Source organism: Pseudoalteromonas sp. McH1-42, from assembly GCF_022347845.1.
Classification (GTDB): Bacteria; Pseudomonadota; Gammaproteobacteria; order Enterobacterales; family Alteromonadaceae; genus Pseudoalteromonas; species Pseudoalteromonas rubra_D.
Genome location: NZ_JAKRFU010000005.1, coordinates 17,652 through 38,511, shown reverse-complemented (window position 1 = coordinate 38,511; position 20,860 = coordinate 17,652). Strand labels below are relative to the sequence as shown.

Annotated in this window: 14 protein-coding genes and 1 CRISPR repeat array; of the genes, 2 read left to right on the top strand and 12 right to left on the bottom strand. The window is 47.2% G+C overall.

The genetic code is table 11. The features are described from left to right. The 3 genes from MHN31_RS05485 to MHN31_RS05475 all read right to left on the bottom strand — a co-directional run bounded on the left by MHN31_RS05485 (nucleotide 1) and on the right by MHN31_RS05475 (nucleotide 3,620). On the bottom strand, nucleotides 1-972 hold the full coding sequence (locus MHN31_RS05485) for a hypothetical protein (protein WP_239443670.1): 972 nt from the start codon (nucleotides 970-972) through the stop codon (nucleotides 1-3). 776 nt (nucleotides 973-1,748) lie between these two features. Beyond that, entirely contained in the window at nucleotides 1,749-3,122 is a 1,374-nt protein-coding gene (locus tag MHN31_RS05480) for a winged helix-turn-helix domain-containing protein (protein WP_239443669.1), read from the bottom strand. A gap of 84 nt (nucleotides 3,123-3,206) precedes the next feature. Further along, nucleotides 3,207-3,620, bottom strand: coding sequence for a VOC family protein (locus MHN31_RS05475; RefSeq protein WP_239443668.1), 414 nt, complete (start codon nucleotides 3,618-3,620; stop codon nucleotides 3,207-3,209). Between the two features lie 416 nt (nucleotides 3,621-4,036). Between MHN31_RS05475 and MHN31_RS05470 the strand changes: the two genes are divergently transcribed. Then, on the top strand, nucleotides 4,037-5,500 hold the full coding sequence (locus tag MHN31_RS05470) for a collagenase (RefSeq protein WP_239443667.1): 1,464 nt from the start codon (nucleotides 4,037-4,039) through the stop codon (nucleotides 5,498-5,500). Between the two features lie 309 nt (nucleotides 5,501-5,809). Here the strand turns inward: MHN31_RS05470 and MHN31_RS05465 are convergent, their stop codons facing one another. The 9 genes from MHN31_RS05465 to MHN31_RS05425 all read right to left on the bottom strand — a co-directional run bounded on the left by MHN31_RS05465 (nucleotide 5,810) and on the right by MHN31_RS05425 (nucleotide 20,305). Beyond that, complete coding sequence (locus MHN31_RS05465; RefSeq protein WP_239443666.1) at nucleotides 5,810-6,484, bottom strand: hypothetical protein; 675 nt, start codon at nucleotides 6,482-6,484, stop codon at nucleotides 5,810-5,812. Nucleotides 6,485-6,593: 109 nt separating this feature from the next. Further along, a CRISPR array of direct repeats spans nucleotides 6,594-10,350; the repeat unit is 29 nt; unit sequence CGGTTTAGCCCCGTGCGTACGGGGAAGAC. A gap of 155 nt (nucleotides 10,351-10,505) precedes the next feature. Continuing rightward, nucleotides 10,506-10,814: a type I-E CRISPR-associated endoribonuclease Cas2e gene (gene cas2e / locus MHN31_RS05460; RefSeq protein WP_239443665.1), complete on the bottom strand. Its 309-nt coding sequence runs from the start codon at nucleotides 10,812-10,814 to the stop codon at nucleotides 10,506-10,508. After that, complete coding sequence (gene cas1e, locus MHN31_RS05455; protein WP_239443664.1) at nucleotides 10,811-11,740, bottom strand: type I-E CRISPR-associated endonuclease Cas1e; 930 nt, start codon at nucleotides 11,738-11,740, stop codon at nucleotides 10,811-10,813. The genes cas2e and cas1e overlap by 4 nt, the downstream gene beginning before the upstream one ends. 62 nt (nucleotides 11,741-11,802) lie before the next feature. Further along, the gene (gene cas6e, locus MHN31_RS05450) at nucleotides 11,803-12,480 is read right to left on the bottom strand and encodes a type I-E CRISPR-associated protein Cas6/Cse3/CasE (RefSeq protein WP_239443663.1); all 678 of its coding nucleotides are present in this window, start codon (nucleotides 12,478-12,480) and stop codon (nucleotides 11,803-11,805) included. Then, nucleotides 12,473-13,144, bottom strand: coding sequence for a type I-E CRISPR-associated protein Cas5/CasD (gene cas5e, locus MHN31_RS05445; RefSeq protein ID WP_138550959.1), 672 nt, complete (start codon nucleotides 13,142-13,144; stop codon nucleotides 12,473-12,475). The genes cas6e and cas5e overlap by 8 nt, the downstream gene beginning before the upstream one ends. After that, nucleotides 13,141-14,286, bottom strand: a complete 1,146-nt coding sequence (gene cas7e, locus MHN31_RS05440) for a type I-E CRISPR-associated protein Cas7/Cse4/CasC (protein WP_239443662.1) — start codon at nucleotides 14,284-14,286, stop codon at nucleotides 13,141-13,143. Before cas7e ends, cas5e begins: the two co-directional genes overlap by 4 nt. A gap of 14 nt (nucleotides 14,287-14,300) precedes the next feature. Next, the gene (gene casA, locus MHN31_RS05435; RefSeq protein WP_239443661.1) at nucleotides 14,301-16,379 is read right to left on the bottom strand and encodes a type I-E CRISPR-associated protein Cse1/CasA; all 2,079 of its coding nucleotides are present in this window, start codon (nucleotides 16,377-16,379) and stop codon (nucleotides 14,301-14,303) included. Nucleotides 16,380-16,488: 109 nt separating this feature from the next. Then, the gene (cas3, locus tag MHN31_RS05430) at nucleotides 16,489-19,365 is read right to left on the bottom strand and encodes a CRISPR-associated helicase Cas3' (RefSeq protein WP_239443660.1); all 2,877 of its coding nucleotides are present in this window, start codon (nucleotides 19,363-19,365) and stop codon (nucleotides 16,489-16,491) included. A gap of 106 nt (nucleotides 19,366-19,471) precedes the next feature. Further along, entirely contained in the window at nucleotides 19,472-20,305 is an 834-nt protein-coding gene (locus MHN31_RS05425) for a WYL domain-containing protein (protein ID WP_239443659.1), read from the bottom strand. Nucleotides 20,306-20,664: 359 nt separating this feature from the next. On the opposite strand from MHN31_RS05425, the gene MHN31_RS05420 reads away from it, so the two are divergent. After that, nucleotides 20,665-20,850: a hypothetical protein gene (locus MHN31_RS05420; protein ID WP_239443658.1), complete on the top strand. Its 186-nt coding sequence runs from the start codon at nucleotides 20,665-20,667 to the stop codon at nucleotides 20,848-20,850. Nucleotides 20,851-20,860 lie beyond the last annotated feature (10 nt).

The window sequence follows — 20,860 nt, the reverse complement described above, 5'->3', positions numbered from 1 at the left end:
TTACCTCCAGCCGAGTTCGCCAATATTGTAGTGGGGAGCATGTCTATTTATTTTTTCTGGTTTAATTCTATTTAACTGTTCTTCTCGAGCATCATCCATAGACCAGTCTTGCATATACCTATACTTACCATTTTTAAAATTAGTAAGTACATTGCTCGATGTGTTGTTTGAAGCGAACCGCAAGTTTATAGGTAACTCATCTGAGAGAATTTGATAATGGGAAAGTAAATCTATCAGGTAAACAAACTCGTCTTCAGAATCACCATTTCTCAAATAGTAAATAATATAGCCTTCAGAATTTTCTCGAGTCTTGTACTTCAAAATAACTAAAGGACTCGAAAGAAGCTCGATTGTTGCAGGCTGGTCCCAGATATTACCATGCCTAACTTTGTGTAAGATCATGTCTGGATACCAAAACCCATACTGTTCTATATTCATCCGACCCATTAAGATTTGGAAGTCTGATGAAATTGCAAAGCAATCTTTTATTTGGCTTGGCCCAAATATATGAATTTGCTGGTTTTTGGCAACCTTTACATTAGAAGTATTAATGGAAGATAACTGTTCATGGAAATCATTAGTGTAATTATTGTCATGGTTGTATACGAACAGGAAACCTCTAATTGTATAATCAAATTGGCTTTCGGGGAGTACATATGAGCTTTTCCACTCGTCCGAAACATTAGCACAATGAGTAGCTAACGCTAGACTCTTTAAGGCACTCAAGACACTATTTTTAGAAATACTACCAGCACCATAGCTTTTTAAGTCTGTATTAAAATAAACCACCTTTCCTAAGTAAGGATCTACATAGTAGAAAACGCAGTCACAAGGGTGAGTGTTTTTATTATGTTCATCTATTTGGCAGGGTAGGTTTTGATCAAACAATTCTCGTCTTTGCCATTTAAAAGTCGAAAAGATTTCATCTGAGATTTGCGCTGCTGCTTCTGCCGTATTTATGGTTTCTGCCATTCATTTACTCCGTTGGGGCTCTAGTATTCCTGTATCGGACTCACTTTATTTCAAAACACATTGTTAAGTCAAAGTTTATATTTTGCCTTGCATGTTTTTTCCATGTAAAGATGAGGTGATCAAATTAACCTTATGTGGCTAGGTCTTAGGAATAGACACCGAGACTAAGCTATGCTTCCCCACTGATATCAAATAATGAAGCTTGACCTAAAGTGCTAGCGTATTGCTAACGGTCTTTTATAGGCCAACCCCCAGTACATCTTGGGCCATTGATATCGTGGTAGATGGTACTGGTTTAAAGACATACGGAAACGGTGAGTGATACGCAAGAAAACATTGTACGAATAAACACTGAGTCTGGCGAAAGTTACATCTGGACGTTGGTACAAATACGCAACAAATCGTGGACGCTGATTTGCTTACAATCCCTGTATCTGATTTAGAAGATCTGGAATGTAACGCACAGTTGTCAATTGAACTACACATTAACAACGCTTCAACAGTAGTTCAATGTTGCTGATGGTAAAGAGCCATATTCCTTTTTTTCGCGTTAAAATTTTATAGTTTGTTGTAATTCAAGTATATAAATAAGTATGTCGTGAATATCAAATACACGCTCTAATGATGCGACATTAATACTTAATATATCTCTTTTAACTGGTAGTTTGGATAAATCCCTTTCACGCTCAAACTTAGCAAAAACGTGCCCCTACCGGACCAAACGATTAATGATAGGGCTATTATAGTCATATGCGAAAACTACATAAGGGCTTTACTTAATGAGCCATGATCCCCAGTCGCTGAACGAACTGTTGATACGGCGGATACTCGTGCAATGGCGTAAACACCGGATCCACCGCCGCCCACAGCACGGCGTACTGGCGCGCCTCAAAAGCCTGATTCAGGTAAGTCACAGCGATTTCAGGCTCACCTGCCATAACCGCATAACGCGCCAGGGAAATGGGCGGCGTGTAATGGCCAATCTCTGCACGCAGGGGATCTTCGGTTAGCAACCAACGATACACGCCGGACAAACCCTCACGCCCAAATACCGACTCAACCTGCGATATAAGCTGTGGGCTGTAACCTGCATCCTGCATCACCCATTTCATCTGCGCAAATGCGTTATCATGCTCTCCGAGTTGTTCGTACACCGTGCGTAAACACGTGTGATAAAAGCGATTGCTGTCGCTGTAAGGCTGTAATTTCAGCAGTGCATCCAGCGCGGCTTCGTGACGCTGGCTCATGGTATAGACCCAGGCCACACTTTCGCTGGAATACCCGTTGGGCTCCAGCAACCGATACTGCTCAATGTGTTCCAGCGCGCCCTGAAAATCCCCCCTCGCCAGCAGGTATTGCCCGTACCAATGATGTCCCTCAGCATGGGGTAAAGCAGCCCTGAAGTAACGCCTTGCAGCGTGCGGGTCAAAGTCGATTAACATGATCAGCTGGGCCATCAGCAAATTGGCTTTCAGATGTTTGGGTGATTTGGCCAGCACCGATTGGAGCAGAGCCCTGGCACGATTGCGGTTACGGGCATGACGTTGCGGGTCGTCCAGTAGCTGACGTAAATAGGCATCTGCCAGCCACACTTGCGGCTCTGTCAGATCGGTGCGCCTGAGTGTCAGTTGCTGCAACAAAGCGATACTCTGATCAATGGCAGCGGGGTCGTGATTAAGTAAATAACGTGCTTTTTTAAATTGCTCTGCCTGTTCGGGCGACATGGGCTCAGGTGCCGACAATTCGCGAAACTGACTGCCCAACAGCACTACGCCCAGCAAGCAAATGACGGCCAGTATCATCACAGGCCCTGAAAACAAGGGCTTATCTTCACCTATTTTTGGGCCCACCCAGCGGTAACCAACCCCTGACACCGTTTTAATATAAATGGGCTGTTTAACGCTGTCGCCCAGCAACTTACGCAGACCATTCACGGTGACATAAATGGCGTCTTCACTCACCACCCGGCCCGGCCATAAGGTGTTAAAGATCTGCTCTTTCGTCACATCCTGACTGGCATGTGTCATGAGCAATGTCAGCAGCGCATACTGCTTATCATCCAGCGAGATAACACGCTGACCACTATGCAACTGCTGATGCTGATGGTTAAGCACCCAATCTGGTTTTGGAATGATGTTGACCGTCGCCATCCCGGCAGCCTCTGATAGAACCCTTTCTGACCACCGATAATAAAGTAAATTTTTTGTAAAGTCTCGTACCGATTTATCGAAATATTAATCACTGTTACGCTCAGCGGGTATATCACTCAGATATTCAACAAATTCCACTTCAAATCCTGCCGGGTCAATAAAGTACACATTTTTGCGATGCGGATGCTGTGCACCCTGTTTATCTACGGGATACCCGGCCTGCGTCAGGCGTGCAACAACCCTGTCAACCGACTGCACCACATAGGCAAAGTGCGCCAGCCCCACCGAATCACCACTCAACTCCCGATTACTGCCCTCACCGTGATCGCTAAAGGCAATATAATGGTGGTCATCTCCAAAATGTAACCAGTTTCTGGGTTTGCCGTGCCAGCTTCCGCTTCCTTCGCTACGTACACGCCAGTGAGGAAAAGCAGCCTGGTAGAAGTTAAGGGCCTGCTCAACGTCGTTAACAACTAAATTTACATGTTCCAGATACATAGCGTGCCTCCTTATTTATTTTGCATTGTGCCATTGAACAAACGCAGTAACTGCGCGCTAAACGATGAATGATTAATAGTGACTTGTTTCATGTCCTGACTCCTTTATTGATGTGCAGCCAAGATAAAACCTCAAGTTAAGTTGTGGTAAAGCGTTTTTTTAATTTTATTTATCTCAGGTCGTTGCGATGCTGACAAACATCAATGAGCACTTGAATATTGTATAAAATATAATATATTTACTTCACTTCTGTTTATTTTACATACAGAAGACACAGGTTTGGATCCGCACACGTGCCAAAGCATTTATTTATCCAATTGTTTATTAAGGATTAAAAGTACATTCGAGCACAGCATATCCGGGCCACTCTAAACCGCATACATGCGGTTAATACAACAACTGTAAAGGAAAGAACGATGAATCTGGTTAAACACACGTGGTGCATACCACTGCTTGTTTTACTCAATGGCCCGGCTATCGCAGCCCAGCTGGAAGATAAATGCGCCACTTCTGCTCCCTTCACTGGCAGGACGTTGCAAGATGGAGAAACCGTCTGTCTGCCAGCCAGCTCGCGTACCTATCTGAGCGTGGCGAATTTGGATAACTATGACAACGTTGCCATCAGTACCGCATACGGCACTGGCGACCTCAGCCTGTATGCCCGCAGTGGTGGCTGGCCCAGGCTGGACGGCAGCGACCCCGGCTCTTCCACACCTGGCAATAAAGAATGTATTGTACTGAAACGCCCCGCTTCGTATTGGGGCTATATCACACTGGATGGCAGCCACAGCGGCAGCTCTATTGTGGTCGATCTGGGTGCCACGACCTGTCGAACCACAGATACTACGGAGCCACCAACAGAGCCCCCGGGAGGCAACGACGGATACCCATACGATCATGTCAATATTCAGGTGTATCGCTTTCAGTTTAGCGACACCCCACTGACATGGCCGACCATGGAAAGTGACTTACAAGGTGTTACCACTTACTACGATCAGCAGTCTTATGGCCGCTTTAATGTCACTTACGACACCAGTACGCCCGTCATTGACATCAATCAGCCTAAGAGCACCTATAACAACGACTTCCATGGCTGGACCGCACTGTGGAAAAGCAAGATCCGTGCGCTGGGTGTTGACCCGGATGCCCCGGGCAATGCTCAGGTGGTGATGATGGTGGCACCCCAGGTAGGCAACTTTAACTCCAGCGCTGCGCCGCCGAGTATTTCGCTTTACCACCACACTACAGGCGTGGTTGCGCACGAATTGGGACACGCACTCGGGCTGCGCCACGCCAAAGCACTGGAGGCAGGCCCGGGTAAAATCATAGGCGTGGGTGATTACGACACAGAAAGCCTGAACTATGGCAATGTTTACAGCATGATGGGCATGGGCGCACACTCCTTACAAGCCTACAACTTGCTGTACAAACACTTTTTTGGCTGGCTAACCGACAGCGAAGTACCGGTGATTAATGCCTCGGGTACCTACCGTATCTATGCTTTTGACCAGGGCGCTAACAACCAAGGATATATAGGCCTGCGTTTAAAGTCTGGCAATGACAAATACACGTACTGGCTGGAATACCGCACGTCGCATGACCGATATACCGATACGCAAAACGGCGTGTTGATCAACTTACAAGGCTATTTTGAAAATGAAACCGATGAGCGATTCTGGAAAACCACTTCCTATCTGCTGGATATGACTCCGGGCTCCAAAACACCCGGTTGGTGGGGCGATGACCAAACCGACTCAGAGCTGATCATAGGTCAAAGCTATACCGATCACTGGGGCGGATTTACTATCACACCAACCCGAAAAGGCGGGACTGTGGGCACGCCCGACGCATGGATTGAAGTGCAGGTAGAACTGAAGTAACGTAATGGCTTAACACAAGTATTGTCATACTAAGATAGCAGGGTATCACCCTGCTATCTTATTTTAATTTACACCCTAGTACTCCACATCGGACCTGAGCCTATATGCCATTCAACACAAACTAAGTCATCACCATGAGCTTAAATTCATCAGACCCATTTTCTTAAACGCGACAAAAGTATATGGAAAAGTTAACAGGGCTAAAAGAAGAAAAGCTGAATGAAAACGGCCAGATAATCACTGAATCATAAGGTAAACGAATGCGACTAGCAGGCCAGCCTGGTCTGGCTGACCTCATTTGATAAGCGATTAAAACGCGTACTGCAGGTTTACACCCCAGTTACGAAACTCATCTGCATAACGATATTCCGTATTCACTGACCAGGATTTATTGAAGTGATAACCCACTGCCACTAAACCGTAAAGGTTATTAGGCGCGTAACCTGACAGATACTCATAACCAATTGCTGCTTTAAGGGCCAGATTATTTGAAAAGACATTCTGATATTGAACACGCAGGTCCCATAAATCTGTATCTAAACTACCACTGGAGTGGTGCTTTATCGAGCCCACGCCATCATCGCGAACAGCCAAATATTCAATTTGGTAATCGATCTCCATTTTACCGTGCAGTAAGCCAACATCTACCGATGAAGTGCTGTCCAAATCAAAGATAAAACCGCCACCCACACGATACCTGGTCAGTTCAACACCATGATTTGTATGGAAAGTATCAAAGCCTTCAACAGTATTAACTTGGTTGACAGTTCTCTCGAACTGCTCAGCATTCAATTCAAAGTAAAACTCGTCGACACGTTTACTGACCGTTAATTGCATACCGCCAGTAGAAAAGTCGGATTGATCACCGTGACGCTTATAACCCGCTTCAACATAATCATAATTTACCGCCTGAACTTGCTCCGCCATAGCACTCGTACCACACAACAACAAAGTCAAACTGGCCAAAGAAGGTAACTGCTTCATATCTATCCTAAATATGTACCTAAAAATGAGCGCGACATTGTATTGGTTTTTCAGCAAATAGCCAGCTATAAAGCAAAAGCTCTAATAATAAGCTAGAGGAGAGCAAAACCCGGCTGGCCCCGTGCATACGGGGAAGACCATTTTGACTACTCCAATGCCAACAAAGCCCGCGGTTTAGCCCCGTGCGTACGGGGAACACATTGCGGGTCAGACGCTACAAACGACGCATTACGGTTTAGCCCCGTGCGTACGGGGAACACGTGCCATCGGAAAACGACGCAGACCATGGCGACGGTTTAGCCCCGTGCGTACGGGGAATACATATTCACCATTAATGCGCTCATGTGGCTGGTCGGTTTAGCCCCGTGCGTATGGGGAACACTCTGAGTGCATCTTTACTATAACCGGCAATGCCGGTTTAGCCCCGTGCGTACGGGGAACACACAAAAGAGCAGTGGGCACAAATTGAATCAGACGGTTTAGCCCCGTGCGTACGGGGAACACGCTTCCAAGCGCCCTGAAAGTGATGAAATGATACGGTTTAGCCCCGTGCGTACGGGGAACACGCGCATGCTAAGTTTCCAGTGTTTACAGCTACCGGTTTAGCCCCGTGCGTACGGGGAACACGTTTCAGAATAGCCCTTAGTTGACCCCAATAACGGTTTAGCCCCGTGCGTACGGGGAACACGAGTATTTCAGATGCCCTGAGCTGGCGACCATTGGTTTAGCCCCGTGCGTACGGGGAACACGCCATTTTCCGCAAGTGTATCGAGTGAAATGACGGTTTAGCCCCGTGCGTACGGGGAACACCTAAAGCCGAGCTTGACATCACTGGCTGAAAGCGGTTTAGCCCCGTGCGTACGGGGAACACAAGCTGCTCTATCTGCGCATCATCATAATCATCGGTTTAGCCCCGTGCGTACGGGGAACACAAGCTGCTCTATCTGCGCATCATCATAATCATCGGTTTAGCCCCGTGCGTACGGGGAACACCAGAACAGGACGACGCTGACCTTCCACAACCACGGTTTAGCCCCGTGCGTACGGGGAACACGCTGTTTATTTAACACTGTCATTTTCGTCTTCCGGTTTAGCCCCGTGCGTACGGGGAACACGAGGCGACAGACCCGAGTCTTATAACGGCCTGCGGTTTAGCCCCGTGCGTACGGGGAACACTTTTGATGGAGAAAAAACGGAAACCGTTTCCACGGTTTAGCCCCGTGCGTACGGGGAACACTCTTCCAGACGACGCTGTGACAAAACCTGCTCCGGTTTAGCCCCGTGCGTACGGGGAACACTAATCCACCCGTGGCCACAGCATCAACCATTGCGGTTTAGCCCCGTGCGTAAGGGGAACACCCTCCACCAGAACTATCTCGGATAGCTGATTGCGGTTTAGCCCCGTGCGTACGGGGAACACGCAGAACAGTTTTTAGAAGTTGTAAGTGGAGACCGGTTTAGCCCCGTGCGTACGGGGAACACTAAGTATAAAAATACAGTCAAACCCAAGCTCACGGTTTAGCCCCGTGCGTACGGGGAACACAATTTAGAAGAATTGAAACAAATCAGACTCGCCGGTTTAGCCCCGTGCGTACGGGGAAGACAGCCAAAGGATCAAGTCCGTTTCTACCATTCGCGGTTTAGCCCCGTGCGTACGGGGAAGACAGTCTGCCCTGCTATCTGGTTTACCCAGTCGGCGGTTTAGCCCCGTGCGTACGGGGAAGACTAAAGATGGCCTCAATAACAGAAGGATTTCCGCGGTTTAGCCCCGTGCGTACGGGGAAGACTGTTGGTGCGGGTCTGGAGTGATCAACTCTCCCGGTTTAGCCCCGTGCGTACGGGGAAGACTAGCCATTGGGTACCTCCCGCGCCAGCCACTGCGGTTTAGCCCCGTGCGTACGGGGAAGACCAACATTTACAGTTTTAATCATTATGAACCACCGGTTTAGCCCCGTGCGTACGGGGAAGACTACTTTCAGGTGGTGGGTTTCAATCTGCCCCGCGGTTTAGCCCCGTGCGTACGGGGAAAACGCAATCAGATCCTTTTTAACCTCTGCAATCTCACTGGTTTAGCCCCGTGCGTACGGGGAAGACGCGAGCCAGTTCTAGATCACCAACAATCGTCAACGGTTTAGCCCCGTGCGTACGGGGAAGACTTCCTCATTGTCTTTTTGGGCTGCTAGATACCCGGTTTAGCCCCGTGCGTACGGGGAAGACACCTGAGAACAAAAGCGTTGATTTATCTATGGCGGTTTAGCCCCGTGCGTACGGGGAAGACCTCCAAATGCGCCAGCATTCGATGAACAACCTCGGTTTAGCCCCGTGCGTACGGGGAAGACTATATGTGCACCTGAATATACCCCTATTAGCCCGGTTTAGCCCCGTGCGTACGGGGAAGACGACCTTAGTGTGCTTTCTGCAATCTCAGTTGCCGGTTTAGCCCCGTGCGTACGGGGAAGACAATTTACGCATTAAAAAAGGCTACATAGGAGCCGGTTTAGCCCCGTGCGTACGGGGAAGACGATAGAATGCATGTTCACTATGATTCAAGATACGGTTTAGCCCCGTGCGTACGGGGAAGACGGTACTCCGCCCTTTTCATTGGCCAAAGCACGCGGTTTAGCCCCGTGCGTACGGGGAAGACGGCTCTGTAATCTGCCAGCGATGCCCGCCACGCGGTTTAGCCCCGTGCGTACGGGGAAGACACTCCTTAGGAATTGGAGCAATCAGAATACCACGGTTTAGCCCCGTGCGTACGGGGAAGACGGTTTCGCAATATCGATGTATCATGGTGCATGCGGTTTAGCCCCGTGCGTACGGGGAAGACGATGATATTCTTTTGTTTCACTGTATTTATTCCGGTTTAGCCCCGTGCGTACGGGGAAGACTAAGGGCTACAATGTAGCCTTTCAAGTTAAATCGGTTTAGCCCCGTGCGTACGGGGAAGACGAGCCATTGAAGTGTTTCCGTCTGGTTCATACCGGTTTAGCCCCGTGCGTACGGGGAAGACTCTCAAAAAACTTACTCTGTGGGTTAAATATACGGTTTAGCCCCGTGCGTACGGGGAAGACGCGATGTTATGTACATTGACAAGAGGGTGAACCGGTTTAGCCCCGTGCGTACGGGGAAGACTTGCTTTTGAAGGCGCTCATAACTCATGACTTCGGTTTAGCCCCGTGCGTACGGGGAAGACTTCTCTTCTCCAACTTTGATCCCAAATTCAGGCGGTTTAGCCCCGTGCGTACGGGGAAGACACATTTTTGGCACCTAGCTCAGGTAAGTAACTCGGTTTAGCCCCGTGCGTACGGGGAAGACTCGTGCTCTTCCATGTTTGCGAACGATATGGACGGTTTAGCCCCGTGCGTACGGGGAAGACACTGGCGCTCTATGCCTGTAATAACCAAGGCGCGGTTTAGCCCCGTGCGTACGGGGAAGACGAAAATGGCCAAGTTTACTGGGGGCAATCTGTCGGTTTAGCCCCGTGCGTACGGGGAAGACAACAACAGGGACTTGAACATGCTAAGGGGTTCCGGTTTAGCCCCGTGCGTACGGGGAAGACCCGGCTTAGCTCCCGAGTCGCGGCCAAACGCCCGGTTTAGCCCCGTGCGTACGGGGAAGACTGCAAAGCCCTATCTCTAACAGATACAGACTACGGTTTAGCCCCGTGCGTACGGGGAAGACGGTTAATGCTTGATTACGAATGGCCCTTAATACGGTTTAGCCCCGTGCGTACGGGGAAGACGGACCCGGAGTCTGATCCACACGGATTGATGCACGGTTTAGCCCCGTGCGTACGGGGAAGACGTGCGTCTCTCCCAGCGATTCCAACTCAGAAGCCGGTTTAGCCCCGTGCGTACGGGGAAGACTCTAAAATTATATACTTGTTTTTCATAAAGAAAAATCACCCATCAAAAGTTACCGAAAAATTTGGGTACAAACGAACCTCTCTTTATGAGATAAAAATCTGAATCACCAAGTTGTTAAAGAGCGCTAAATAGAGTTAGGAAACAGGGATAGATCGCTATTCAGCTCCCTGATTGTCATCTGCTCTGGGTGTGTACTTCACCAGTCTCAGCCCCTGAAAATCCACCGGCATTCGGGCATTCTCACCATACGTGATAAAATCAAAGCCCGACTCAGTGTTGGTTGCCCAGGCCATAACCACATTGCCGTCTTCAGCCAATTCACTCACCTGAAACCAGATCATTTCGCGAACACGCTTACTCACATCGCCAACATACACACCAGCGCGGATCTCCAGCAGCCACACTGCAAGGCGACCTCTTAGCCTGGGCGGCACAGCTTCAGTGACAACCACACACATACTCATAGCGCCCCTCCGCTGCGATGACCATCATCGCCTACTGATTCAGGTTCCGGGAGTGCGAGCGGTTGTGCATCAGGATAAGGTTCAGGTGGCGCTATCTCACCGGCGGCGAGTACGTCTTCAATCAATGGGATAAGCCGGGGCAATACCTTGTCTTTGCGGAACGCTTCGCGGCAGGCAAGCCGCACCTCTCGATCCGGTGATTGTGGCCGTCGTTTGGCAACTTTAAACGCCACAGGTACAACGGTATCGAATTTAATAATGTCTGCAATATCATATACAAAGGATAATGGTTTACCCGTGTGCAAAAAGCCAATGGTCGGCGCATAGCCAGCAGCCAACACAGCGGCTTCGGTAACACCATACAAGCAGGACGTAGCGGCGCTAATACACTGATTAATCACATCACCCTTCGCCCAGTCTTTGGGATCGTAGCGTCGGCCTTGCCAGCTAACTTGATACTGCTTGGCGAGCAGCTCATAGATTTTGCGTACACGCGAGCCTTCGATGCCTCGCAGCTGATCAACCGAACGTCGCTCGGGTGCTGGTTCGCCAAAGCGAAGTTCAAACATTTTACGTACGACCTTAAGCCGCAGGTTTTCATCCAGCGCCAGCTTAGCCTGATACAGCAACTTATCGGAACGCGCACCGCCAGGCTGCCCCGCAGAGTAAAGCCTGACACCCGCTTCGCCTACCCAGATAAGCAAAGTACCGGTGGTCGCTGCCAGCTTCACCGCAGCATGGCTCACCCGCGTACCCGGCTCCAGCATAATACACACCACAGAGCCCACCGGGATCAGCATCCGTTCGCCGTTCACTTCATCAATCACAGCAAACGCGCCATCACGCACATCAATACGCCCCATGCCAATAAAAATCATTGAGTTACGATCTTTGATTGGAATAGGCTTTAAAGGAAGAAATGCCATTCCCTGCACTCCCAATTTAAGTAAGAAATAAATAAAAAAGGCGAGTCGCCCCGCCTTACAGATTACAGTGGTTTGATCAACATCAGCCCGCAACCAAAGGCTTTGGAGCGGCCGATGCCGCTAAACAATGCCTGCTCCAGTTTTTGCACATCGGTGATTTTTGCCACGCCAAAATAATCCAGGGTGCTGAGCTGAATTGGCCTCGCCCCGTCTTTTTTAGCCACTTTGTGCTGCTTGTAATTGCTGAACTCAATACACTGAGTCAGCAACTCCAGACCACCCTTTTGTAGTTTTTTGTCAAGCCAGGCTTTTGCAGCAATATCTACAGCTTCATTTACATCGCTATTTGCTTTTTGAGCCTGTTTCTTGGCATGCATCAAAACATCGTGACGGCGAGTTTTCTCTCCTTTTGGCGTAATATCTACCGTGGGGTTAGCTCGCAAAGAGAACTGAACCAGCCCTTCCTCTTTGAGCTGATCCGGCTGTGTTTGAGTGACTATTTTCCAGCTTTTAATCGCATCTTTTAACTGACGTTTTGAGCGAATAAATACTGTTGGCACTGGCAACGCCATATCCACGCGAAACATAAAATCAGCCTGAGTCAGCTCGCTTTCAACAAAACAACGCCACACCCACTGATGCTGCTTATAAAGATCATCAGGATGTAAAAACCCAAGGTCTTCTCCCGCCTGATCAGGATCAAAATACAATCGGCTTTCATACCAAAGAGTGTCAGACATATAGCACTTCCTCCGTATCCACCAACCCCCAACTGCTTTTAACACTTCTGAATGTAAAGGCTCTGTGGTTTATCTCAAAGCTCAGTGGCACGTCATGCCGTTGCTCCGTGCCTTCTTGTGCTTCGCTGTCTATGATGTATTTCACCGGTGTGCCGGCTACCTTTTCATGCTCAGCTTGCATTCTTGGTGCTTGTTGCAACGCTAGCTCTAAAGGTAATTCTAAACACGCACTGTGAGGATCAACTAAAGGAATGCCCGGCAAGTATGACTTACGCCCTAAAAACTGCGGCCAAACCGGGTTTAACAAGGCATGATGCAGTTTTTTAAGCAAAACCACGTCGCCTTCAAAGCCTACCCAAAAGGCGGCATCTGCCAGATAAGCTCGATGCGACAACTGCGTGTCCGGCTTGCCACCGTCAGCCTTTGCCACATTCAGCGCCGTTTGGTAATCAAATGCAAGATCGCCAGGTTTATCTATACGCACGCCCATTCGCAATGCAGTAAGATCATTCAGAGGCTCATTTCGCTCACGTCCTAGCGATGCACACAGCAAACCGATCACACCACTTTTTGTCGGATCAAGCTGAGTGTTGCGCAGTTCAAAAGCACTTTTTAGCCCCCATGACTGCATCGGACCGGCTAGTCGGATCAACAAAGTGCTCATTGACACTCCAGAGCACCCTGCAGTGCATCCAGCATTTGAGCTTCCAGTTGGGCAATGGTGCCACTGTCTTTGCCCTGATACTCTTCCAGATTGTCGATGTAAGTGCTGCGACCCTCAAAAATAAAGCCCGACTCGCCATACATAGCCGCCAGCTTCTTGGCGAACATTTCCAGTTTTTGTGCTGACTGATGCTCAAGCTCCGCTTCATCAGGCTTGTCTATCATTACTGCCTGAGTAAATGCGTTGCTCAGAGACCAGGGCGCGCCATCTTTGCGCACATTCACTTTGATATAGCTTGGCGGATTCTGCGCCGCAAAACTGTTTTGTTTACCCGAAGGCACCGCCTGAACTAACGCCCGGAAAAACCCTTTTACCGCGCCTGTCACCTGTTCCTTATCCTGCCCAAGATTGGTCGCCAGTTTATCTATATTGATCTGGGCATAGCGGTAATAACAGGCACTGTTAAAGTAAACGCCACCCATCATGCCAGAGCCTTGCTCACCTGCCTGTAACTCATCGTCCACAGCAGTGAAAAAATCCATGGCTGGTGTAACGATATTGGTTGAAATTGCATGGGCCACCTGGCACGCCGCATCAACATTAATATTGTTGTTGTCCGCGACCATACGGCCGAATAGTGCAATATCTGCGGCGAAAGACTTACCCTCTTTTACAAACACATCGCCCACCGCTTTGGTGATGGCTTTGTCCAGCTTGTCTGCCTGAAACTCACTAAAGTGCGCCTCAGCAATCGCTTTCAAAGCACTCACTTCATTTAATCCAAGAAACAGCAGATATTCTGTTTTAAACGGATGCTTTTTGTCTTTGCTCAGGCTCAGCTTTACCTGTTCTAACAGCTTTTGTGCGACGGTTTCGCTTTGCTTTTCGTCATTACCATTAGCAATCAGGTGATCACGGATGTCGATGGCTAGCTTACGAGTGCGTACCGCACGATCGCCCTGATGCTCTACCACTGCATCGTTAAATGCCCCATGTGTACGGATCGCACGCTTCTGACACTGGCTTGAGATACGCGCCCGTTGTGAACCACCAAATACACAAGATTTAGGGGTGTTAGTATCGTCACGATTTAAGTTGCTGGGGGCAAAGTTCTGTAATACATGAAATTCGATAAAAGACATAAGGTAACTCCTTTTTAATTTGTCGCGTCTGCTGAGTTTGTAGACTCATCGGATTGAATTGGTTTGGCCCAGTAATCTCTGGCCCATTTAAGTTGAATGCGTTTGTCGTCGCTATCCCAGTGATAGAGATCTTCCATCAGGGTTCGGTAATCAATGGCAATGTCTTTGCTTTTTAGAATTTGTACCATCTGGCGCAGCGTATGTTTTAACTGCTCGCCTTTGGCCTCCAGCAGGCACTCAAAGCGAAAACTCATGCCGGGGCGTTGATCTTTATCCGCCTGATACCAAATGTGACCAAAACTGCTATGTTGTGCTTCTTGATACACTCTGGCATGACTTGCAAATAAACCAGCAACAAAAGCCTGCACTTTGGAGCGTTCATCCTCACTGGAAAGTAATGGCCCTAAGTAAGATATCGCCGTCAGTTGAGAGCCTTTTTGCAGATCCAGAGACTTCCTAAGCGCAGCCAGAATATCTCTCTTTGGGTAATCCGGATTGCCCCACTGATATAACTGCCTGATGATGTCCTGAGTATCCTGACTCCAGTAAACATGACGCTGCCACGTTCTTCCGTATAGCGATTCTTCTAGTTGTTGTTTAGCGATACTCAAGCCCTTTTGCGCTCTAACTCCTCCATAGCACCAGCTATGTGTTGCACCTTCGAATGCAGCAAATGCAATTTCCTGGCACACTTTACGCCAACTAGATTTGGCCTCTTCACTGTTATTACTTAATGCCCAAATAAATTGTTCAAACGACTCATTGAGCTTGGGCCAGTAGAAACGTGCAGGGTTGATCGACTCAACCTTTGTTGAAATATCTTGTGCCCTGGCACCATCTGGTAGTAGGTGAGAAGCAAAGGTTCTTACAGCACTCAATAGCTGTCGGTGAATTATTTCAGCCCTCTGTATACCTTTTAGTAAAACCAGGCCATCTCGGCTTGGTTGTGTAGGGTCTTTTTCGACCAAATTAAGTGGTAATGGCAAACGCTCTTCAAACCAAGCTAAAGGGTTAGCTTTCTTGTTCTCTAAGCCCATTAACTGGCAATTAAGTTTTAGTTTATCGATAAGCTCGTTATCCTCAGCGGCTAACAACTGAATACCCGCTGGCCTTAAATCTTCAGGCTCTATACCCACTTTAGATGACTTCGCATATTGCAACAAACTCGCAGTATTTAGCCAAAATGCTCGTTCGAAGCTTAATCTGACAGGTAATTTTTTATCTTCTTTGTTGAAGTAATACGCGAAATAAGGCTCCTGCTCCATTTCTTTTGGATTAGGCAAACCCTGAGCAAAAAACATACGAGCAACGCTGCCATCTTTCTGGGGCAGTAAACGCACATGACGAGCACGCCAAGTGAGATAATCACTCAACCCTCGCATTTCACGAGCCTGAGGCTGCTCTGGCTCATTTTGCTCCCATACAGGCAGGTCCGTTTTGCGCTCGAGCCACTCTTCATTTTTAGGCATATGCAAATTAAGCATTAAAGTTTGGAACAGGTTTTCGCCCTCCACCATCACAACTGCACCGCCAACTAATGGGGCATTGGTCAGGTTTGGGTGCTTACCAAATTGTACCGAACTGCCACTCACCCCACCGCCCAAGCTAAAATACTGACAAACAAGTAACTGAAGTGCGGCTTCATTTGCCGGTAGTGAGAACTCATGATTATCAGCAATATGATTGAATAGGGTTTTATTGTTACCGCTCGCCAGATCAGGAGAGAGCTTTTTAACCGATGTTGTTACGCCCTTTTCTTTAGTGAAGTTTGCTGTTTGAAAGAAGGGAGCCGTTTCTGAAAAAAGGTCAAACTTTTCTACGCACTCAGCCGAACCAAGATAGCTGGAGACTTGCTCATCGAACTCTCCAGCTGCAAAAACCTCATCCCACTCGTCTGGTTCCAGGTAGCCATAACTGCGATACAAGATTGCCAGTAATAAGCGTTGTACCGATGCCACTACAAGCGGCTTTTCGTGCACTATCCGCTTTAACTTTGGGGCTGCCTCAAGCAAAGATAGTATTGAGTATTCGTTGGTTACCCCCTGTAAATCTAGGGCTGGTATCCAACTTTCAGTTAGTAAATCGTATTTCATATTCCCTCACACTCTGTAAGTAAACCAATTATTGCTTACCAATTTCATTAATTTTGGACAAAGCTCCAAAGTGTTACTGCCTCTTTTAACAACACCGGAAACTCCACTTTTAAACTTTTTTTCTATCCACCATAAGCCCAAATTTAGGATCTAACCTGAGCACTCCCAACTCGCTATTGGAGTAAGATAAGTCTTGACCCAACACAACTGGAATACAGTTAAACAGTGTTGGCGAACGTCGCCAGGTTTCATTAGCAACAAAACTAAACGGCCAGCACTCTTCTTGCTCCTTAAAGTGCGTCACCCACCTGGCGTGGCTCAGTGAGATTTGTGCTTGCTTTAAACGGGCAATATCTGCTTTTTTAAGTCTTTCTTCAGCTCGCCAATCAATCGCTTCTGATTCTGCATATTCCTTTACCCTCTGTTTAAGTGCTTGCACATTTTGTGTATAGGACGGAAACTCTGTGACCGGAACAAGCACACCTCCCCCGTTATCAACAAGAAAAATCAGTTGAACGCTGACACTGGTTAAACGCGTACTGAGGACAATGTCATCGTTTTCAATTTCACTATTCGTGTACTTTAATAGAGCTCTGACGCTCGACTTATCCGCATCAAACATCATCTCTTTAGCCAAAGTATATTGCGTCCGCTTGTCCAGCCTGAATTCAAATGCTTTGTCGTATTCCTGCTCGAGCCAGGTTATTTGTTGGTCAACATCGGCATACACTTTATTGATCCATGTATCCATATCGTTATTAATATGAATGTCAAAGCCGCCCCCACCAACTTCCTCATTCTTCTCCCAAAGCAAGCGAGTTGTTACAGCCAGTAGATGTGAGGGGTAGATAAATACTTCACCGTGGCCAAACCATTCTCCATAGTCCTCGGGAATTTTATCCATTGATGGCAGGTAGATATTTAACGTGGGTGTTTTGATAAACTTAGAGCGAGCAGTGTTATTAATTTGATGACGCCAAACACGGCCAACTCTTTGCAAGAGCAGATCAATTGGTGCAATTTGGGTAAACATCTCGCATGCATCGTAATCCAGACTTTGTTCCAGGACCTGACTCCCTATTAGGATCAAACATTTATCCTTCACTGGTCGGTTAGGGTTGATGCTACGATGGTCCGCAGGATGTTTGCCAACCTGATATTCAATCATCTCCTCAATGGACAAACGTGTGGCTAATGGATACTTTGCATGGAAAGTTAGATACTCAACTCGACCATCACTTTCGCTGCAGTATTTTGCAATGAGCTTGGACATTTCCTGAACTTTATCAACAGTATTCAAAATACAAACAAACACACCACAACCTGCGTTATTGGCTGTCGCTAGAACATCATTTGCCATATTGCTGATACACAACTTTGGAGACGTTGAGTGCAGCTTTATCTTGTAAGTTCCGGGAGGGCTGGTTAGGTCTTCTTTTTTACTATCACTCTCAGTTTCTATAATCGTGTGAGACCTTGCCAGAGCCCCTGAGCTATATGTGGTGATCCTTGGATAGGGTTTATCTTCTACTTCAATCTCTGTTTCTGATGCTTGCCCATACGCCTGAACCAGGTCAACCAACATAGTGCGGGGCAAAGTTGCAGAAAGAATGATGACTCTGACATTAAGCTTGGCCATCCAATGCAGCGTATTTTTCAGCAAGTCTAGCTGAAAACTCTGTAAGGAATGCACCTCGTCCAGTATCAGAACTTTATTTGAGAGCCCAAATAATCTGACAAAGTTATGCTTATAGCGCATTGCAGCCATTAGCAACTGGTCAATAGTCCCCACACATGCATCTGCTAGTAAGCCATGTTTTTTTGGTGTGAACCATTGATTTGCTACCACTGAGGGAGTGGTGTTTTGCTGATGCTGATAGTCGATACTTTTTAATTTTAATGCTTCATATTGCGGATCAAAATCTGCGTTGCTGTGTTTTAAGTGGGTTTCTATATTCTGATACCCAAGCACATCTTTTTTGAGTAACCTTAAAGTCCGTTTGAATAACTGATTTGCTGTCGCTTGTGATGGCATAGCCACATACAAACCCGAGTGGCCCAGGTGGCGTATAAAATGATCGGCTAAAACCTGCGCCGCTTCTGTTTTACCACTCCCCATACCGCTTTCAATAATCGAGAGCCAGGGCAGCTCATTCAGCTTGATAAGCTCTAATACCTTTAATTGCAAAGCATTAGGCTTAAAACCAAAAACATCTACGAAATTTGCCTTGTTATTTGAAGCTGTAACATGCTTAATATTTAAAAAGCCAACAAGCGCATTGGCAGTATCCATTCTTTGCACAGCATTGTATTCACTGGCTGTACAATACCTAAACTTTGATTCATCTGAACCAATCCAATCAGCAACCGAACAAAGCCCAGCCATATAAGAGTACCAAGCAGGCGTTAACGTTTGAACTGCAAGCTGGTTAAATAGATAAAGGTCAATAGAAAAGTAACCGGCTAACCATTCTATTGCATTGATCTGCACCTCATTCCATTGCTCATCGCCGCACAAGCCACATTGTTTTTTATTCGCTACAAATACACCATGATGACTGGCAACCGCAGAAAATATTACTCTCGCAACACTTTTATCTACACCATACTGTCCACACAAGTAGTCATGCAAAATAACAAATCCTGAATTGCCATGTTTGGTCTCCGCGTCTCCACACACCTTGAATGTGTTAATGTCGAATAAATCCTTTACCCGATCCTGCAACTTATACTGAAAACCCGGTGTGATCTTGCCAATATCATGCAGGGCAATAAGCAGTACTACCATTGCAATTGCGATATCTTCATCAACACCTTCAATAGCTAAAAACGGCTTGAGTAAAATAGCCCGCTCCTGAGCTGCCAAATTGAGAATAATCGCCCGGGCCACAAAGGCGACATCCAGCATATGACATACTGCGGGTAAAGTACTTTGTTCGTCGGCCTTGCCCCAGAACTGAAAAATGTCGCTGTTAAAATCACTCACACTGTTACTTCCTTGCTTTCAATACACTCAGCTTACGACGCGAATAAAGTGCCAACAATCCTGCGATTGCAACCAGTAAAAAAATTACCCGGTCTGGTACGCTTGTTCAGCTGTTCCATAGCAACCTTCTGGCCCTCAGCTCCTGATGGCAAGCCGGATCCATGACTATTTGTTGTGCTTCCGGATGTGGATGCTGAACGTCTAGCCTCAGGATGCTGATCAGATAATTGATCAGCGCAGCGTTAGTTTTAATTTGCTTTTGGTGGTTGTGCATATCAAAGTCGTGAGCAATGACCTGCTGGGCGTATTCACTGAGTCTTGGGTCGGGGATAATGGTTAAAGTGACTTCCTGCTGCCAGGCTTCGTCGTCTTTTTTATATTTTTGTGCTTTGCTGATAAATTCCGGCGAGGCAGACACGATACGCGATAATGAAAAGTCTCTGAAGCCTTTGGCTTTTTCACAGTAAGCTCTCAGATGATAGCGCAGCCCAGAGTTGATCAAGGTGTGAGGGCGAATAACACGCTCGGTTTCACCGCCTTCTTTTATTGACTGATAGCGAATATCCAGCACGCTTTGTCGCCGACAGGCATTCAATATGGGCCGCAAAATGGTTGGATTGAGCTTTCTGTGTGGTAATGCCAACGCAGTAATGGTGGAGGTGCTCAGGTTATGAACGTACTGTTCCCCGGTCAGACTGGCGTACTCGGCAAAATCCTGAGAGATATAGTTGGGTGTAAATGGGCTTGTCAGTACATAGGCTTTTTCAGACTCATTATAGCTCGCGGCAATCTGGTAACTTTCGATAAAGTCGGTCACATAACGCCGCGCACTGGGTCGTGAAAGCTTGAATTTATCCTGAAATGTGCCAGTTTGAATTTCTCCTTGCCAAAACAACACCGCTTCAATGTACCTAAAATATTGCTCTTCCTTAGCCTGCATAAAACACTTTAGTAAAATTATCGTGAATTAAATGTATCAGCAACAGAAAGACAAGTCATTGACCTGCGACAAACTGTCAGCTTTTGGTTTAGCAATAGCGCTTTTGTGCGGCTGACTATGCATAATTGAACTCGCTCAACAACGTTCTAAAGTAAAATTATGGTCAAACAGCATAGTGACAGGCTTTTTTAATTTGTAAGACATTACCCATAGACGAACATCTAAGTGGGCTGTAAGGTTTACATATTAGTAAGCACTTCACTTGCAAATAGACATTTGACATAAGGTCACGCATGCCCTTGACTATAAAATGCACATAGTTAAAATGCGCATCCGCTAATTGGATAATGGAGGGGAGTATGTCAGGCATCATTGAATCAGTTACTAACTTTTTTGCTCCCGGGCTTGAAGAAAGTCAAAAGGCGCAAATTAAAGTTGTCGCAAAGGGAGACGGGACCTTTAAGGTTCCCATGGAATCGCTCAGAAACAGCGACGAAGTGAAAAATCAAATTGCTCATATTCGAGCAGAAAAAAAGGGAGCATGAGGCTCCCTTT

Coding starts and splice junctions, on each gene's coding strand:
- MHN31_RS05485 (WP_239443670.1), bottom strand. CDS start 972: ATGGCAGAAACCATAAATACGGCAGAAGCAGCAGCGCAAATCTCAGAT.
- cas1e (WP_239443664.1), bottom strand. CDS start 11,740: ATGGCATTTCTTCCTTTAAAGCCTATTCCAATCAAAGATCGTAACTCA.
- MHN31_RS05465 (WP_239443666.1), bottom strand. CDS start 6,484: ATGAAGCAGTTACCTTCTTTGGCCAGTTTGACTTTGTTGTTGTGTGGT.
- MHN31_RS05480 (WP_239443669.1), bottom strand. CDS start 3,122: ATGGCGACGGTCAACATCATTCCAAAACCAGATTGGGTGCTTAACCAT.
- MHN31_RS05475 (WP_239443668.1), bottom strand. CDS start 3,620: ATGTATCTGGAACATGTAAATTTAGTTGTTAACGACGTTGAGCAGGCC.
- casA (WP_239443661.1), bottom strand. CDS start 16,379: ATGAAATACGATTTACTAACTGAAAGTTGGATACCAGCCCTAGATTTA.
- cas2e (WP_239443665.1), bottom strand. CDS start 10,814: ATGAGTATGTGTGTGGTTGTCACTGAAGCTGTGCCGCCCAGGCTAAGA.
- cas5e (WP_138550959.1), bottom strand. CDS start 13,144: ATGAGCACTTTGTTGATCCGACTAGCCGGTCCGATGCAGTCATGGGGG.
- MHN31_RS05420 (WP_239443658.1), top strand. CDS start 20,665: ATGTCAGGCATCATTGAATCAGTTACTAACTTTTTTGCTCCCGGGCTT.
- MHN31_RS05470 (WP_239443667.1), top strand. CDS start 4,037: ATGAATCTGGTTAAACACACGTGGTGCATACCACTGCTTGTTTTACTC.
- MHN31_RS05425 (WP_239443659.1), bottom strand. CDS start 20,305: ATGCAGGCTAAGGAAGAGCAATATTTTAGGTACATTGAAGCGGTGTTG.
- cas7e (WP_239443662.1), bottom strand. CDS start 14,286: ATGTCTTTTATCGAATTTCATGTATTACAGAACTTTGCCCCCAGCAAC.
- cas6e (WP_239443663.1), bottom strand. CDS start 12,480: ATGTCTGACACTCTTTGGTATGAAAGCCGATTGTATTTTGATCCTGAT.